Annotated in this window: 16 protein-coding genes; 12 read left to right on the top strand and 4 right to left on the bottom strand. The window is 57.9% G+C overall.

The features are described from left to right. Positions 1–2 precede the first annotated feature (2 nt). From ACW9UQ_RS13745 to ACW9UQ_RS13730, 4 genes are read right to left on the bottom strand one after another with little or no spacing between them, the layout of a single operon-like run. Positions 3–671, bottom strand: a complete 669-nt coding sequence (locus ACW9UQ_RS13745) for a Crp/Fnr family transcriptional regulator (RefSeq protein WP_458931592.1) — start codon at positions 669–671, stop codon at positions 3–5. After that, positions 668–1591 carry a hypothetical protein gene (locus ACW9UQ_RS13740; RefSeq protein ID WP_458931591.1) on the bottom strand — a complete coding sequence of 308 codons (924 nt, stop codon included), beginning with the start codon at positions 1589–1591 and terminating at the stop codon, positions 668–670. Before ACW9UQ_RS13740 ends, ACW9UQ_RS13745 begins: the two co-directional genes overlap by 4 nt. After that, the gene (locus tag ACW9UQ_RS13735) at positions 1588–2097 is read right to left on the bottom strand and encodes a (2Fe-2S)-binding protein (protein WP_458931590.1); all 510 of its coding nucleotides are present in this window, start codon (positions 2095–2097) and stop codon (positions 1588–1590) included. The genes ACW9UQ_RS13740 and ACW9UQ_RS13735 overlap by 4 nt, the downstream gene beginning before the upstream one ends. Beyond that, on the bottom strand, positions 2094–4865 hold the full coding sequence (locus ACW9UQ_RS13730) for a xanthine dehydrogenase family protein molybdopterin-binding subunit (RefSeq protein ID WP_458931589.1): 2772 nt from the start codon (positions 4863–4865) through the stop codon (positions 2094–2096). The genes ACW9UQ_RS13735 and ACW9UQ_RS13730 overlap by 4 nt, the downstream gene beginning before the upstream one ends. Positions 4866–5167: 302 nt before the next feature. Between ACW9UQ_RS13730 and ade the strand changes: the two genes are divergently transcribed. The 12 genes from ade to ACW9UQ_RS13670 all read left to right on the top strand — a co-directional run bounded on the left by ade (position 5168) and on the right by ACW9UQ_RS13670 (position 15366). After that, on the top strand, positions 5168–6976 hold the full coding sequence (ade, locus tag ACW9UQ_RS13725; RefSeq protein ID WP_458931588.1) for an adenine deaminase: 1809 nt from the start codon (positions 5168–5170) through the stop codon (positions 6974–6976). Positions 6977–6982: 6 nt separating this feature from the next. After that, positions 6983–8467, top strand: coding sequence for an AMP nucleosidase (locus ACW9UQ_RS13720; RefSeq protein ID WP_458931610.1), 1485 nt, complete (start codon positions 6983–6985; stop codon positions 8465–8467). Positions 8468–8685: 218 nt separating this feature from the next. Then, positions 8686–8976, top strand: coding sequence for an HU family DNA-binding protein (locus tag ACW9UQ_RS13715; RefSeq protein ID WP_458931587.1), 291 nt, complete (start codon positions 8686–8688; stop codon positions 8974–8976). A 66-nt stretch (positions 8977–9042) separates the two neighbouring features. After that, entirely contained in the window at positions 9043–9909 is an 867-nt protein-coding gene (locus tag ACW9UQ_RS13710) for a DMT family transporter (RefSeq protein WP_458931586.1), read from the top strand. 83 nt (positions 9910–9992) lie between these two features. Further along, positions 9993–10487 (top strand): hypothetical protein, encoded by a 495-nt coding sequence (locus tag ACW9UQ_RS13705; RefSeq protein ID WP_458931585.1) that lies wholly within the window; start codon positions 9993–9995, stop codon positions 10485–10487. An 80-nt stretch (positions 10488–10567) separates the two neighbouring features. Beyond that, on the top strand, positions 10568–11182 hold the full coding sequence (locus ACW9UQ_RS13700) for a ribonuclease D (protein WP_458931584.1): 615 nt from the start codon (positions 10568–10570) through the stop codon (positions 11180–11182). A gap of 12 nt (positions 11183–11194) precedes the next feature. After that, entirely contained in the window at positions 11195–12169 is a 975-nt protein-coding gene (locus ACW9UQ_RS13695) for a KpsF/GutQ family sugar-phosphate isomerase (protein ID WP_458931583.1), read from the top strand. Positions 12170–12171: 2 nt separating this feature from the next. Further along, positions 12172–12801, top strand: a complete 630-nt coding sequence (locus ACW9UQ_RS13690) for a hypothetical protein (protein ID WP_458931582.1) — start codon at positions 12172–12174, stop codon at positions 12799–12801. Between the two features lie 12 nt (positions 12802–12813). Further along, the gene (lptA, locus tag ACW9UQ_RS13685; protein ID WP_458931581.1) at positions 12814–13314 is read left to right on the top strand and encodes a lipopolysaccharide transport periplasmic protein LptA; all 501 of its coding nucleotides are present in this window, start codon (positions 12814–12816) and stop codon (positions 13312–13314) included. Beyond that, positions 13311–14060 carry an LPS export ABC transporter ATP-binding protein gene (gene lptB / locus ACW9UQ_RS13680; protein ID WP_458931580.1) on the top strand — a complete coding sequence of 250 codons (750 nt, stop codon included), beginning with the start codon at positions 13311–13313 and terminating at the stop codon, positions 14058–14060. The genes lptA and lptB overlap by 4 nt, the downstream gene beginning before the upstream one ends. Before the next feature lie 195 nt (positions 14061–14255). Then, on the top strand, positions 14256–14828 hold the full coding sequence (gene hpf, locus ACW9UQ_RS13675) for a ribosome hibernation-promoting factor, HPF/YfiA family (RefSeq protein WP_458931579.1): 573 nt from the start codon (positions 14256–14258) through the stop codon (positions 14826–14828). A gap of 73 nt (positions 14829–14901) precedes the next feature. Then, entirely contained in the window at positions 14902–15366 is a 465-nt protein-coding gene (locus ACW9UQ_RS13670) for a PTS sugar transporter subunit IIA (RefSeq protein WP_458931578.1), read from the top strand. Positions 15367–15495: the final 129 nt, after the last annotated feature.

Raw genomic sequence — 15495 nt, 5'->3', positions numbered from 1 at the left:
CTTCAGTCCAGCACACCAGAAAAATCGCGCAGCAGGTCGACATCGGCGATCTCGATCTTGCGGCCGCTGATGCGGATTGCACCATCATCCCGTAAGGCGCCAAGTTCACGGTTGATGGTCTGGCGGGAACACCCAATCAGTTCAGCCAGAAAGGACTGATTGTCGGTGACGATCATCGACCGGCCCGACAGATACAACAGATAGGCGCTCAGCCGCTGGCGGATCGGATAACACTTGTCCAACACCTTGAACTGGTTCTCGCGGCGCAGGCGTTTGTGCAAGGTTTGCATCAGGTTCCGCATGAACTTGCGCGAGGCGAGATGTTCATAAAGCAGCGGAACAGGAACGTTCAAAAGCGTCGTATTACGTGCGGTCTCACAACTGGCCGCGCAGGGGCGGTCAGCCATGATTTCCAACTCGCCCAGAATCTCGCCCTGGCCGGCCCGATGTAACAGGATGCGGTGACCATTGAAGCTGGTTGAATAAATATCCAATGTCCCGAAAGCGACGATGAAGATGCCCTCCACTGGCTCTCCTTCGCGTAGAACCACGGTTTTTTGCCTGTAAAGCTTAGGCGTGCACCGGTCCAGAAAACCGCGCGCATCCTCTTTCGGCATATCTGCAAAGAGGGGGGATTTTAGCAGATGTGGAAACTGTTCGCTGACTTTCATTCCACTGTCCCATTTATTGACTGCTTTTTGCATGCTGGTTGCCCGCTATCAAGGCAGCACTCCAATATCTCGCTGACGGAGGGCTGATGGATAACCTCCCAAGCTGTAAGGTTCAGCCCATGGTCGGGCGGCATGAAGTGATTGTTGGGGTAGCTTTGCGCCAATGCGTCGCTGCCGTCTGGTATTACCATCCCTGTAGCCAGTTTTGTCAAATACCCGCAGGTTTGGTCCGTCCCGATCCGGTGGCATCCGGTGCAGGTGCTGTCACGCGGCGCTAAAAGGTCGGTCGGCCAGGCGTCAAAGCCGTATTGCGGCCCGACATGGAAGTAAGGTCCAAACGGGTCGGTTGGCACCTGCTCCCAGACCTGCCCGACAAACGGGCTGTACATGAAGGGATCGTTGTCATGGCAATTCCCGCACCCGTCCGAGGCCACTTCGGCAGGTTCGTGCCAGAAATCCCCCGCTGACGGTGAGTTGGGCGAGGGGACATTGGACCCATTTAGCGGCTCATCCGCACTCCCCTCGGCCTGGAACCAGCAGGTCGCCCCGGTGGCTGCGTTATGGGCGATGATGTCAATTTCATCGTACAGCACCGAGTCAGCAGGCCGTATCTTTTTCTGCCGACACATCACCGAAATCTGGGTCAGACCCTGCGACAGATCCAGGATCCGCGAATAGGGCACACATTGCCCATCGCTGCCTGCCCCATTGGGCAGAAGCCCTGGGCGGTCGCACAGCATATCTGGCGTATATTGCACTGGGGTCTGACCATTAACCGTCACCGGCACAACCACACCGGCGCTGCAGGAAAAATCAGGTATTGTCCCAACCATGGCAGCGCATTGCGCGGCATAATCGCGTCGCGTATCCTGCGCGGATGCAGCCCCGGCGATCAACAACAAAGCACACATCCACCTCATTGCGCGTCCTCCATCTGGGTCAACGCCACCTGACGGATGGCGTCGATATAGCGTTTATAACCGCTGCACCTACAGATATGCGTGTTCATCGCATCCTCGATGGCCTGATCAAGTCTGTCCCGCGGCACCGGCGTCACGCGCAACTGATCCAGAAAGGCCAGTGCGCCCATCAGAAAGCCCGGGGTGCAATAGCCGCATTGGAACGAGAAATTCTCAAGAAAAGCGACCTGCAACGGATGCAGTGTTCCATCCGCCACGCCCTCGACGGTTGTCACCTCTGCCCCGTCCAGCAGTGAAACCGCGGTCGAGCAGGCAATGACCGGCTGGCGAACGGGGCCGCCCGCATGACGCACGGCCACGGTGCAGGCCCGGCAGACGCCGATGCCACAACAGAACTTGGTGCCGGTCAGGTTCAGTTCCTCGTGCAGAACGTCGATTAATTTGTCCCCGGCCCGGTCATCCGGGACAACCACAGGGGCGCCATTCACGGTAAACTCGATACTCATGCGGGCATCCTTTCAAGGACCTGTTCTGCGGAGATTGGTAAGCTGGTAAAGCGATGACCAATGGCATCAGCAAGGGCGTTGGATATGGCCGGGGCAATGCAGCACATCACCGATTCCGCTATACCCTTTCCGGCCTGTGCAGTCTGATCCTGCACCAGCACCAGCTGTTGCAATCGCTGACCCGGGGCCAGCGTGTCGGAAAGCGGCACATCTTCCATCCTTGGCACGTGATAGCGGTTCAGGTTCCACCGCCCACCGCCGGGACCATCCGGCCCAGGCAAGACGTCCTCCATCAACGTGTAGCCGATTGCCATGGCCAGACCGCCCTGGCTCTGGCCCGAGACCAGAGGTTCCACATACACCCGGCCGGGATCGAGGAAGGTCACAACATTCTCGACCCTGACAGCGCCAGTTGAGCGATCAACGCTGACGCCGATCACGTTGGCGCTTGGGCAAAAGACGGTACGCGCATAGCGCCGGGCTGCTTCTGGTGGGGGGATGATCTTGCTGCGCCAGACCGGCGTCGGATCATCATTGCCGTTGGAATAAAACGCTAGTCCATCAATCGGTAAGGTCACCGGCCCCGGCGTCAGGGCAAAGGTGCCTGTGGCCCATTGCTGCTGGAAATAGGCATGCGCCAGCGCCCCGGTCGGCAGACCTATCTCAACAATATGATCATGCAAGCGCCCGATATGCAGCGGTTCCGCATCGCGCGGACCGATCAGATGGCCCAGTTCCCACCGGACATCCTCCTGAGCTATATCAAGCCCCCAAATGTCGCGGGCCGCTGGCAGGACAGACTGCAGATAAAGCGCGCGGGCCGCATTCTGCGTCACATGGGTCTGGAAAAATGCCGTCAAACTGGCCGATGATGATCCGACACCCTTTGCGGTCCATTTCGGGTCATCCCAATTGCCGCCCCAGCTGTCATCCAACTGGGTCTTGACAAACAAGGTGTAATCGCCGGTGTCGATGTGACCAGCCGGGCGACCCAACTCTTCCTCGACCACCGCGGCCAGTGTTGTGGCCGAACCGTTTCCCATATCCACCGCATTGGTCTGAACCCTGATCCCACCCGGCGTCAGTTGCACACCTGCCACGACCCCATCGCCCGAGGTTCCGAAGGCCAGAAGCGACATGGCCATGCCGGTGCCGTAGATCTTGCCGCGCCGCGCATATTGCGCCCGAAGCCGGGCACGATCCCGCCACAGCACATGCTGTTCTGCCATATCAAGGATCTTGCGCAGTTTCAGGCCCGGCTCATAGGGGCCGCCAACAACCGTGCGGTCACCATCGGTGATCAGATTGGCGCGGCGGAACGTAAACGGGTCCCAGTTCTGCTGCCGGGCGATTTCATCCAATGCGGTTTCAACAGCAAAAAACGCCTGCGGCCCGCCAAAACCACGCTGCGACCCGCCCGAAACATCCTGCGTGTGATTTGCCTGCGCCGAGAGGTTATTCAAAGGCAGGTTATAGCAGTTGCCCGAGCAAATCGCGGCCAACTGGGCAACATAAGGGGACAGGTTCTGTCGTCCACCGCCATCCAGAACGATATCCATCTGCAACGCGCGCAGCTTCATGTTCTGATCGACGGCAAGCTCTCCCTTCAGGGTCGCGGCATGGCGCTTCAACCCGACGCAGAACTGCTCAAACCGGTCATACTCAAGACGCACAGGATTGCCGTCGGTAAAGGCCGCAGCCAGCGCAATCATCAGGGTAAAGGGTGAACTGTCGCGCCCGCCGAACCCACCACCGGGATAGCAGCTTTGCAAATGCACCTCGGACACCGAGCCCGGCGACCCGGGGCCATTATACATTTTGGCCACCGCCTTAACGTCACCATCAGGTGACTGCGTTCCAAGGACCAGGGACATCTTTTGCGCTTGGGGCTGAAACCAGGCCAGACCGGATTCAGGCTCCATAAAAACCGGGTCCATCGCCTGGGTGGCGCAGTCGATCGGATGCCGGATCAGGTCGGGTGTGTCTTCAATAAAGCTGTTGATCAGCTTCTGATACTTGGGGGCTGCCGCCAGATAATCCTGGGTATTGTCAGCCGAAGCATAAGAAAAGATATCAGGCCCGCCAGTGAGGTCCGCTACACGCACAAACAGGGTCTGGGGGCTGAACACCACAGGTGGCTTCGGCGGGCCGACTGGTCCGTATGTCTGCACCTTGTCATCCTGAAACTGCAGCAGAGTCCGGGCCGCGCGAAACGCCCGTGCGTCATCAAACAGCAGCAGTGCCACTGCCTGCCCAAGAAAGTCCGGCTGGTTGCCACGTCGCACAACAAGGTCGAACAGATAGTCATCAGGCCGGTCAAAGTCCTTTTCCGGGTCGTCGGACGGGTCTGGCTGGTCCAGCAAAATGTCACGGGTCAGATCAACATTCGGCTTCAGCAGCTCACTGTCGACCTGATCCCCGTAAATCACCTTCTTGGGGGCGGCCTCTTGCAACCAGGCCTGATCCAGCCCGGTAAATGGCGCATCGGTTCGTGTCGCCCGCAGGAATAGTGCGTGCCATTCCCGGTCATATCCCTGCCAGACATCTGCCGCGCGAAAATCACGGGCGAAAATCTTCTGACCCGTCACCTTGGCTGGCCCGTCGATCCGGTAAGGCACATTCGGCAATGTGTCCGGTATCGTCTGCCCCCTTAGCGCCACAGGCGTGACACAAAGTGCGACCAATCCTGCACTTGTTTTTAAGAAGCTTCGACGCGTCAGCGCATCCGCGCTGCCACTATCCGAGCCGGTTTTATACTTCGGAACCATGCACTTAACCCCATACAACCAAATAGTCTTTGGGCGACTTTATTAACCTCGCCTCTTTAGCTATCTTCATTTTATTCAGACTTTTAGGTATAAATTGGTCAGAAATGTAGCAATGTTGACAGCACCTCGGGCGTGTCCGTTCTATTAAGGTTGTACCCAAGCTCTGCGAAGGAGTTTCGAGTTTGTTTTGGTGTCACCGCGTAAGTAAGCTTGTGGGGGCCTTTCGCAGAGCTTGTACTGATCTCCAGCCTAATTTCTGGTTTCTGTCTTGCCCCTGACATATGCGCATGGCAGTGTTGGCCATGACTGCAAATCATCTCAAAACCTGGCCCGAAGTTGCGCCTCGTCTGATTGACGTAGCCTCTGCCCGCACCCCTGCTGATATGGTAATCCGCAAAGGTAAATGGGTGAATGTGCATTCCCGCGAGGCCATTCCTGATACCGATATCGCGATTGCCGATGGACGGATCGCTTATTGCGGCCCGGATGCCTCGGCCATGATTGGTCCCGACACCGAAGTGATCGAGGCAAACGGGCGCTTTATGGTGCCTGGCCTGTGCGACGGGCATATGCATATCGAAAGCGGCATGCTGACCGTCACACAGTTTGCCCGCGCCGTGATCCCTCATGGCACCACAACCATGTTTGTCGATCCGCATGAGGTCGCCAATGTTCTGGGCCTTCCCGGCGTGCGCGAGATGCATGACGAGGCGTTGGCCCAGCCGGTCAATGTCTTTGTCCAGATGCCAAGCTGCGCACCATCCGCCCCCGGGCTGGAAACCACCGGGGCAGAGATCACGCCGGAACATGTGGCCGAGGCGATGAACTGGCCCAACATCATCGGTCTGGGCGAGATGATGAATTTCCCCGGCGTGATGGCCGGTGATCCCAAAATGCTGGCCGAAATTGCCGCCACACAGCGCACAGGCAAGACGGTGGGCGGGCATTATGCCTCTCCCGATTTGTCCGGTTTCCATGCCTATGCGGCAGGCGGCCCGGCCGATGACCATGAGGGCACACGCGAAGAAGATGCCATCATGCGCGTGCGGCAGGGGATGCGGGCCATGCTGCGGCTGGGATCCGCCTGGTATGATGTTGAGGCACAGGTCACCGCTGTGACGGAAAAGGGCCTTGATCCGCGCAACTTTATCCTTTGCACGGATGATTGTTTCGCAGGGACGCTGGTACAAGACGGGCATATGGACCGCGTTGTGCGCCACGCCATAGACTGCGGTCTTGATCCACTGATTGCCTTGCAGATGGCCACGATTAACACCGCGACCCATTTCGGGCTGGAACGGGATCTGGGTTCACTGACGCCGGGACGACGGGCGGATGTGATCCTGACCTCTGACCTTAGGTCATTGCCGATTGAGATTGTGATCGCGCGCGGCAAAGTGGTGGCCGAGGATGGCGTGCTGAAAGCGCCGCAACCAGATTATGCCTGGTCTGAGCAGGCTCGTGATACGGTGAAGATGGGCAAGACGCTGACGGCGGCGGACTTCAACATCGCTGCCCCTGATGGTGCCAATTCCGTGCGTGCCCGCGTCATTGGCGTGGTGGAAAATCAGGCACCAACCAAGGCGCTTGAGGCAGATTTGCCGGTTGATGGCGGACTGGTTGGCATGGATCGCGCAAACGATGTCTGCCAGATCGCATTGGTCGAACGTCACAGAGCCACGGGACAGGTCACCAACGCTTTTGTGTCTGGCTTTGGCTACACGGCAGATATGGCGATAGCCTCGACCGTGGCGCATGACAGCCATCACATGATTGTCGTCGGCACCTCCAAATCCGATATGGCGCTGGCGGCAAACCGTCTGGCGGAGGTCGGTGGCGGGGTCGTCGTTTATCGTGATGGACAGGAGGTTGCCCTTGTCCGTTTGCCCATCGCCGGTCTGATGTCCGACGCTCCGGCCGAGGATGTGGCCCGCGATGCGGCCGCCATGGTGCAGGCCATGCAGGATGCGGGCTGTTCGCTGAACAACGCCTATATGCAGCATTCGCTGCTGGCGCTTGTGGTGATACCGGAATTGCGCATCTCGGACCTTGGCCTGATTGATGTGACGAAATTTGAAAGAACCGACCTTTTGATCGCACCGGAGGCTTAATTGGACCTGAACCCTGAGATTTCCGAACTGCCTATTATCGCGCCAGAGCCGTCGCCGGATCAGGTCTATACAGACGCGGCTGAAGCTGTTGCCGCCCTTCAGGCGCAATATAATGATGCGCTTGCCTTCCTGCAAAAGCACTTTGCCGCTGTTATGGATGGGGCAGAGGTTCAAGGCCGCTACCGCGCGTATTATCCCAAGCTTTCCATTACGACGACCAGCTTTGCCAAGGTCGACAGCCGCTTGTCCTTTGGCCATGTGTCAGAGCCCGGGCAGTATTCCACAACCATTTCGCACCCGAAACTGTTCGAAAACTATCTGACACAGCAAATCGGGCTACTGATCCATAACCATGGGGTCGGCGTGACCGTGGGCCAGTCCGACACACCGATCCCGCTGCATTTCGCTATGGCTGACGATACGCAGATCGAAGGCTCGATTGAGGATCATCTGGATCGGCCCCTGCGCGATCTGTTCGATGTGCCGGACCTGAACATCACCGACGACCATATCGTCAATGGCCAGGTTGTGATTGATACCAACGGTACGCGCGCGCTGGCACCGTTCACCGCGCAGCGCATTGACTATTCGCTGGCGCGGCTGGCGCATTACACCGCGACCGCACCAGAGCATTTCCAGAACCACATCCTGTTCACCAACTATCAGTTTTATATTGATGAGTTCATCGCTTTTGCGAAACAGGCGGTGGCCGATCCAAGCAGCGGCTATGACACATTGGTAGAGCCGGGCAATCTGATCACCACGGCGAAGGGCACGACAGGGCAGGCTGCCGCGCGGATGCCGCAGATGCCGACCTATCACCTGACGGGCAAGGACAATTCCGGCATTACCATGGTCAATATCGGCGTCAGTCCGTCCAACGCCAAGACCATTACCGACCATATTGCTGTGTTGCGCCCGCATGTCTGGCTGATGCTGGGCCATTGCGCAGGTCTGCGCAATTCGCAGTCACTGGGGGATTACGTGCTGGCCCACGCCTATGTGCGCGAGGATCACGTTCTGGATGACGACCTGCCGACATGGGTGCCGATCCCGGCGCTGGCCGAAGTTCAGGTCGCACTGGAAGACGCGGTTGAGGAAGTCACCGGTCTGCAAGGCTTCGAGCTGAAAAAGATCATGCGGACCGGCACCGTGGCCACAATCGACAACCGCAACTGGGAATTGCGCGATCAGTCCGGCCCAGTGCAGCGCCTGTCACAATCGCGCGCCATCGGTCTGGATATGGAAAGCGCCACGATTGCCGCCAACGGATTTCGCTTTCGCGTACCCTACGGCACCCTGCTTTGCGTGTCCGACAAACCACTGCATGGGGAGTTGAAGCTGCCCGGCATGGCCACGGCATTCTACAAACGACAGGTTGCCCAGCATCTGCTGATCGGTATCCGTGCCGTTGAACACCTGCGCGAGATGCCTCTGGAGCGTCTGCATTCGCGAAAACTGCGTTCGTTCGAGGAAACCGCATTTCTCTGAGCGCCGAAATTTCCCTCATCAATCACGTCCAGATGGGCAAAGATTGGCCGATGGAGGAGTTATCCACAGAAAAATGCTGATTTCGAGGGGGAAAACCCAAGAAAAAAAGGAAATTTTGCATTTCAGAGTTGAGTTTTGCAGACGGATTTGATTCAGTCCTTCCACTACCCGAAAGGGGTAAAAATAGGTAACAACAACTAAAATTTGGGAGCACTTCCATGGCTCAGAAACCGATGACAAAAACCCAGTTTGTAGCAGCACTGGCGGAAGAAACAGGCAGCGACAAAGCTTCTGTAAACCGCATGTTGGACGCAATCACTGCCGTCGTCACCAAAGAGGTCGCCAATGGCGGCGCTGTGACCCTGCCCGGCCTTGGCAAATTTGCCTGCCGCGAGCGTCCTGCCCGTATGGTGCGCAACCCTGCCACCGGCGAGCAGATGCACAAAGACGCGGATCGCGTTGCCAAGGTGACCATCGCCAAGGCGCTGAAAGACGTGATCAACGCCTGATTTTCTCGTCAGTATGACGACAGCAAACAGGTCGCCTTGCGCGGCCTGTTTCCTTTTGAGGCGGCTATGGACGGACGTGCAATACTGATGGGTGTGGCCTTTGCGGTCATGTGGTCCAGTGCTTTCACTTCGGCGCGGATCGCGGTGGCCTATGCGCCGCCATTTCTGCTGTTGGCCGTCCGTTATGCACTGTCAGGTGGTGTTGCCCTGGCCATGGGCTATGCGCTGGGTCAGCGGATCCGTCTGACCCGTCAGCAGATTTGGGCAGTGGTGCTGTTCGGCATTTGTCAGAACACCCTCTATCTGGGTCTGAATTTCACAGCGATGCAATGGGTCGAGGCTTCGGTCGCTGTCATCATTGCCTCTGCCCTGCCACTGCTAGTCGCTGCCGCAAGCTGGCTGGTTCTGGGCGAGCGTCTGACCCCGCTTGGCATGGTCGGTCTGGCGGCTGGTCTGGTCGGTACGATTGTCATCATGTCCGCACGGCTGTCTGGCGGGGCTGATCCGCTGGGCGTTGCATTATGTGTTGCGGGTCTTGTGTCACTGACCGCGGCAACACTGCTGGTGCGGGGGGCGACCTCGGGTGGCAATATCTGGATCATTGTCGGGCTGCAAATGCTGGTCGGCGCCATGACATTGCTGCCGCTGTCATTGATATTTGAAACCTGGGTGATCAACTGGACACCGCAGCTGGCGCTGGCGTTTCTGTACACCACCTTCGTGCCCGGTCTGGCCGCAACCTTTGTCTGGTTCCTGCTGGTCGGGCGGATCGGGGCGACCCGCGCCGCCACGTTTCACTTTCTGAACCCATTCCTTGGGGTCACCATCGCTGCGATCATCCTGCATGAGCCGCTGACCTGGCGCGACGGATTGGGCGTTCTGATCATCATGGTCGGTATCCTGATCGTACAGCTTACCCGCCAAACACGTTAACCACCTGTTAAAGTGCTGGATTGAGCGATGAGGCCGCGCGTGCGACATTTCCTAAAAGTTGAATGAAACTTTCGGAGATGGCCATGCGCCTGCTGCTTCTCTTGCTGGGTGTGATATCGGGACCAGCCCTGGCCGACAATCTGGCCAGCCGCTGCCCCGATTTGCGTATCGCGATGCTCTATGCGGCGCAGCACACCGGCTATCCCATGCCGCAAACCTGCCCTGACATCATCTTTACAACCAGTTCCGACAAGGCGCGGGGCAATGTTGCAGATACGCTGATTTATCTACGGCAGGGCGTTGGATTTTATCCCGATACCGGCGCGATACTTCTGCCGACCAGCCTTGATCTGGGAACACCAGAAGGCACGGCAAAAGTACTGTATCAGATCGTACGCGCCTATCAACATACCCATCAGGCCGATCTGACCGCAGCCTGTCCTGCCGCGCTGATCGGGCAGGCCTATCAAATCGAAGGTCAGTTTCTTCGCGACAACGGCTTGGGAAAAGCGGCGGAAAACGCCTTTCGAATGGGTGTTTTCCGCGGGCGATGCCCGGCCGAGCCCAAGCTCAATTAGTGCGATCGGCGAAAACACGAACTGGCAAGACCGGTCCGACCTATGCTAGAGCGCCCGAAACGCGTTTGGCGGAGGCACCCTTGACCAATCATTTGCACAAAAACGATCTGCCGGACGGGCTGGACCTTGGGCCGGTCGTGGCCATCGATTCCGAGACAATGGGCCTGAACCCGCATCGGGACCGGTTATGTGTCGTGCAACTGTCCGCTGGCGATGGCGACGCGCATCTGGTGCAGATCGCGCAGGATCAAACCTCTGCCCCCAATCTGGAACGCTTGCTGGGCAATCCGGACCAACTGAAACTGTTTCACTTTGGCCGGTTTGATATCGCCGTGATGCTGCACCGCTTTGACGTGCTGACCACGCCGGTCTATTGCACCAAAATCGCCTCGCGGCTGGTGCGGACCTACACCGACCGGCACGGACTGAAATATCTGCTGCAAGAGATGCTGAGCATAGACATTTCCAAGCAACAGCAAAGCTCGGACTGGGGCGCTGCGGATCTGACCACCGCGCAGCTGGATTATGCGGCATCTGATGTTTTGTATCTGCATCGGCTTAAGGAAGCGCTGGACGTTATGCTGGCGCGGGAAGGCCGGACAGAGATGGCGAAAGCCTGCTTTGATTTCCTGCCAACACGCGCGGCCCTTGATCTATCCGGCTGGCCAGATACGGATATATTCGCGCATTCCTGAAAGGATACGAAGATGTCGGCGAAGGACACCGCCCATTCTGCGATGATCGCCAATGGCGTTGCGGTTCTGCAGACCGAGGCATCCGCCGTGGAAACCCTGGCCAGAACGCTGGACCATAGCTTTGCCGCAGCGGTCGAGGCTGTTCTGGCAGCAAAAGGCCGGCTGATCGTTTCTGGCATGGGGAAATCGGGGCATATCGCCCATAAGATCGCGGCCACCATGGCCTCAACCGGGACACCGGCCATGTTTGTCCATCCCGGCGAGGCAAGCCATGGTGACCTGGGCATGATCACCCGTGACGATGTCGTGCTGCTTCTGTCAAATTCCGGCGAAACGTCAGAGCTGGCCGATTTGATCGCTTATACGCGCCGGTTTGGCATCACGATGATCGGCGTCGCCAGCAAGCCCGAATCGACCCTGCTGACCAAGTCCGATATCGCCATCACCCTGCCCCCAGCGGAAGAGGCCTGTCCGAACGGGCTTGCGCCCACGACCTCGACCACAATGACGTTGGCGCTTGGGGACGCCTTGGCGGTGGCGCTGATGAAGGAGCGACAATTTACGCCTGAGAATTTCCGAGACTTCCACCCCGGCGGAAAACTGGGCGCACTGTTGGCAACGGTGGGTGATCTGATGCATGGCGACGATCAGTTACCCTTGCTGAACGAGCAAACCCCGATGACAGAGGCGTTGCTAACCATTTCGGCCAAAGGTTTTGGGATTGCCGGGGTTGTCGACGCGGCAGGCAAACTGGCCGGTGTGATCACCGATGGCGACCTGCGGCGCAACATGACAGGCCTTTTGGAAAAGCAAGCGGGCGAGGTTATGACCCGCGAACCACTGACCGTTGCAGCAGATGCCCTGGCGCGCGAAGCCGTGACCCTGATGAAGGGCCGCAAAGTCGTGACACTGTTTGTCGTGGACGCAGACACCAAGCCTGTGGGCATTCTGCAGATCCATGACTGCCTGCGGGCAGGTCTGGCCTAACCATGGCATCCAGAAGCCCCGGCCTTTATTCGCGCATTGTTCGGGCGCTGAAGCTGGGCCTGCCAATTGCCGCGATGTCCCTGCTGGCAGCAGTGTTTCTGGTCAGCCGCGAGGATGAGCTTGAGGGCGGCCTGACCTTTTCCAAGGCAGATCTTGAGGCAATGGGCACCGGGTTGCGCGTGACCAACCCGAATTTTTCCGGCTCTTCCACGCGCGGAGACCTCTATGATTTCGTTGCAGCCTCGGTTGTGCCGCAGGATCTTGGGATGAAGGTGGCCACCATCGCCGATCTGTCGGGCACCATCCGTTTTTTTGGTGGGAATATGCTGGAACTGATCGCCTCGGAGGCTGATTTCGATATGGAAAACCAAAAGATGGTTCTGAATTCCGGCGTGGAACTGCAAACCGCTGATGGATACACTGCCAGCGCCGGGCAGGTTGCGGTCGATCTGGCACAAGGTGTGCTGACCGGCACCGGCACCGTTCAGGCGAGCGGCCCAATGGGAAAGATCGAAGCGGACCGCATGAACATGAGCTCGGTCACCCGCCTTGGGCTTGAAAGCGACGCAGTTGTGACATTCACCGGTCACGTTCGCCTGAGATATATTCCAAATGTCACGGAACAACAGTAAGGTTTGGCTATTATGCGTCTGTTGAATCGCCTTGCGGCCTTTGCCGCGCTTATCAGTCTCTGCGCCACACCGGCGCTTCCCCAAGGTACGGATGTTGCCTTTGGCGGGCAGTCCCATGACAGCAGCCAACCGGTCGAGATCACCTCGGACGCGCTGGAACTGGATCAGGAAAACAGCACCGCCACCTTTGTGGGCAACGTGCTGGTGGGACAGGGCAGTCTGAAAATGCAGGCTGACCGAATTCTGGTCTCTTATACCTCGGATGGGGCGCGTCAAATCTCCAGCATGCTGGCCACCGGCAATGTCCTATTGACCAATGGCGCCGAAAGCGCAGAGGCAGGCAAAGCCATCTATGATGTGGCCACGGGCAATATTGATATGGAAGGCGATGTCCTGCTGACCCAGGGCGGCAATGCCCTGTCCGGGCAAAAGCTGGTGATCAATCTGGAATCAGGCTCTGCACGCATGGAAGGCCGGGTCAAAACCATCTTTCAGCCCGGCGCATCAGAATGAACGCAGATCTTGCAGTGACCGAGGGCGGCGGCCTGCATGTGGTCAGCATCGGCAAAAGCTACAAGAAACGGCCCGTTCTGCGCGATGTATCGCTTGATCTGAACCGGGGCGAGGTTGTCGCCCTGCTTGGACCAAACGGGGCCGGGAAAACCACCTGTTTTTATGCCATTGCCGGTCTGGTCACACCTGAATCGGGCACTGTGACGGTTGACAGCCGCGACGTTACCCTGCTGCCCATGTATCGCCGGGCAAAGCTTGGTATCGGCTATCTGCCGCAGGAAGCGTCAATCTTTCGCGGGCTGACGGTTGAGGATAATATCCGCGCTGTGCTGGAACTTCATGAACGGGACAGCACGCGCCGGGCCAACCGGCTGGATGAGCTGCTGGCAGAGTTTTCCATCACACATCTGCGGCGCGCCTCGGCCATGTCCCTGTCCGGCGGGGAACGCCGCCGGGTCGAGATTGCACGTTGTCTGGCCTCGAACCCGTCCTTCGTTTTGCTGGACGAACCCTTTGCGGGCGTTGATCCGATAGCTGTGGGCGAGATTCGTGCTTTGGTTGCGCAGCTAAAGGATCGGGGCATCGGTGTTCTGATCACAGACCACAATGTGCGCGAAACGCTGGATATCGTTGACCGCGCCTACATCCTGCATGACGGCATTGTGATGATGAACGGCACCCCTGCTGAGGTGGTCGCAGACGAAAACGTGCGCCGGGTCTATCTGGGCGACAGGTTCCAGATTTGATGCAAGAGCTTGCATAGGATCGCCTGCCAACTTACGCTTGTGCCATGGATACCAAGATTCAACTTTCCAGCGCCACAAAATCTTCACTTTTTTTGCCGTAACTGAGTTGCCGCGCGTTTTGCGGCACGGCTCTGGCGTTGCATCTGTGATCTGCCTGCGCCCTTCGGGGATAACTATAAGCTGGGAGGCAACTTTATGCGCATTCAAGTCAACGGCAAACGGATGGATGTAGGTGACGCGCTTCGCGATCATGTCGAGGCCCGCGTCAATGACATTGCAGGAAAGTATGCTGAACGACCGGTGGAGTGTATCGTAACAATCGCCAAGGACCGGCATGAATTTGTGGCAGACGCGTCCCTGCATCTGTCCACTGGCATGACCGCACAGGCCAAAGCACGCGCAACAGATGTCTATGATGCGTTTGAGGGCGCGGCTGAGCGTATGGAAAAGCAGTTGCGACGTTACAAGCGCCGTCTGAAGGACCATCATCAAAGCCGCGAGAACCCTATTGAAGCTTTCGACGCGCCCGCCTATATCCTCGATGCTCGAAGGGATGATGACGAATCGCAGGAGCCGAATGACCTGACACCTGTCATCGTTGCCGAGATGGAAACCAAGGTTCAGTCACTATCGGTCGGTGAGGCCGTGATGCAAATGGAGCTGGCAGACGCACCATTGCTGGTCTTCCGCAATAACACCCATGGCGGTGTGAATGTGGTTTACCAGCGAGAGGACGGAAACATCGGCTGGGTCGATCCCAGAAGCTGAGACTTTCGGAAAAACCGGGGGCTCAGGAGCCAGAGCAAGGATGCTCTGGGAATCGAGTAGGAAGAGTAGTTGAATGGAATTGTCTGAGATACTCGGGTCCGATAACGTTTTCGGACCCGTCAAGGTTCAAGGTAAAAAGCGTCTGTTGCAGGAAATCGCCGCCAGCGCGCAGGATGTTCTGGGCCTGGATGAAAGCATTGCCTTTCGGGCCTTGTTGGAACGGGAATCTCTGGGCCCGACAGGGGTCGGTAACGGTGTCGCCATTCCACATGCGCGCATTGAGGGCCTGACGGAGGTGAAAGGTCTTTTCTTCGTCCTGGACCAGCCCATTGAATTCGAATCCGTTGACCGCAAACCCGTAGATCTGGTCTTTGCCTTGTTTGCACCCCAAAAAGCCGGGGCAGAGCATCTGAAGGCGCTGGCACGGGTATCCCGGACCCTTCGGTCCGAAGATATCTGCAATAAACTACGCTCGACCGAGGATGCCTCGGCCATCCATGCCATTCTGTGCGATGCCAGCGCGCCGCAAGCTGCCTAGGACAACTTGCTCTAGAGCGCCGTCCTTGAAATCTGAATCGGTGGGATTCCCACGATGCGGATTTTGTGATTCACTATATTTGGAGGTGGAACATGGGCAAATCGCTATCACTGGATATTCGGGAGCGTG

Source organism: Halovulum sp. GXIMD14793, from assembly GCF_054457435.1.
The sequence above is the reverse complement of the archived record's forward strand: the minus strand, read 5'-3'. Positions and strand labels throughout refer to the sequence as shown.

What these genes read in the sequence shown, in the direction of transcription:
- ade (WP_458931588.1), top strand. Translation starts at nt 5,168, where the DNA reads ATGACTGCAAATCATCTCAAAACCTGGCCCGAAGTTGCGCCTCGTCTG.
- ACW9UQ_RS13735 (WP_458931590.1), bottom strand. Translation starts at nt 2,097, where the DNA reads ATGAGTATCGAGTTTACCGTGAATGGCGCCCCTGTGGTTGTCCCGGAT.
- lptB (WP_458931580.1), top strand. Translation starts at nt 13,311, where the DNA reads ATGAACGCAGATCTTGCAGTGACCGAGGGCGGCGGCCTGCATGTGGTC.
- ACW9UQ_RS13670 (WP_458931578.1), top strand. Translation starts at nt 14,902, where the DNA reads ATGGAATTGTCTGAGATACTCGGGTCCGATAACGTTTTCGGACCCGTC.
- ACW9UQ_RS13730 (WP_458931589.1), bottom strand. Translation starts at nt 4,865, where the DNA reads ATGGTTCCGAAGTATAAAACCGGCTCGGATAGTGGCAGCGCGGATGCG.
- ACW9UQ_RS13710 (WP_458931586.1), top strand. Translation starts at nt 9,043, where the DNA reads ATGGACGGACGTGCAATACTGATGGGTGTGGCCTTTGCGGTCATGTGG.
- ACW9UQ_RS13705 (WP_458931585.1), top strand. Translation starts at nt 9,993, where the DNA reads ATGCGCCTGCTGCTTCTCTTGCTGGGTGTGATATCGGGACCAGCCCTG.
- ACW9UQ_RS13695 (WP_458931583.1), top strand. Translation starts at nt 11,195, where the DNA reads ATGTCGGCGAAGGACACCGCCCATTCTGCGATGATCGCCAATGGCGTT.
- ACW9UQ_RS13745 (WP_458931592.1), bottom strand. Translation starts at nt 671, where the DNA reads ATGAAAGTCAGCGAACAGTTTCCACATCTGCTAAAATCCCCCCTCTTT.
- ACW9UQ_RS13690 (WP_458931582.1), top strand. Translation starts at nt 12,172, where the DNA reads ATGGCATCCAGAAGCCCCGGCCTTTATTCGCGCATTGTTCGGGCGCTG.
- ACW9UQ_RS13740 (WP_458931591.1), bottom strand. Translation starts at nt 1,591, where the DNA reads ATGAGGTGGATGTGTGCTTTGTTGTTGATCGCCGGGGCTGCATCCGCG.
- hpf (WP_458931579.1), top strand. Translation starts at nt 14,256, where the DNA reads ATGCGCATTCAAGTCAACGGCAAACGGATGGATGTAGGTGACGCGCTT.
- ACW9UQ_RS13715 (WP_458931587.1), top strand. Translation starts at nt 8,686, where the DNA reads ATGGCTCAGAAACCGATGACAAAAACCCAGTTTGTAGCAGCACTGGCG.
- lptA (WP_458931581.1), top strand. Translation starts at nt 12,814, where the DNA reads ATGCGTCTGTTGAATCGCCTTGCGGCCTTTGCCGCGCTTATCAGTCTC.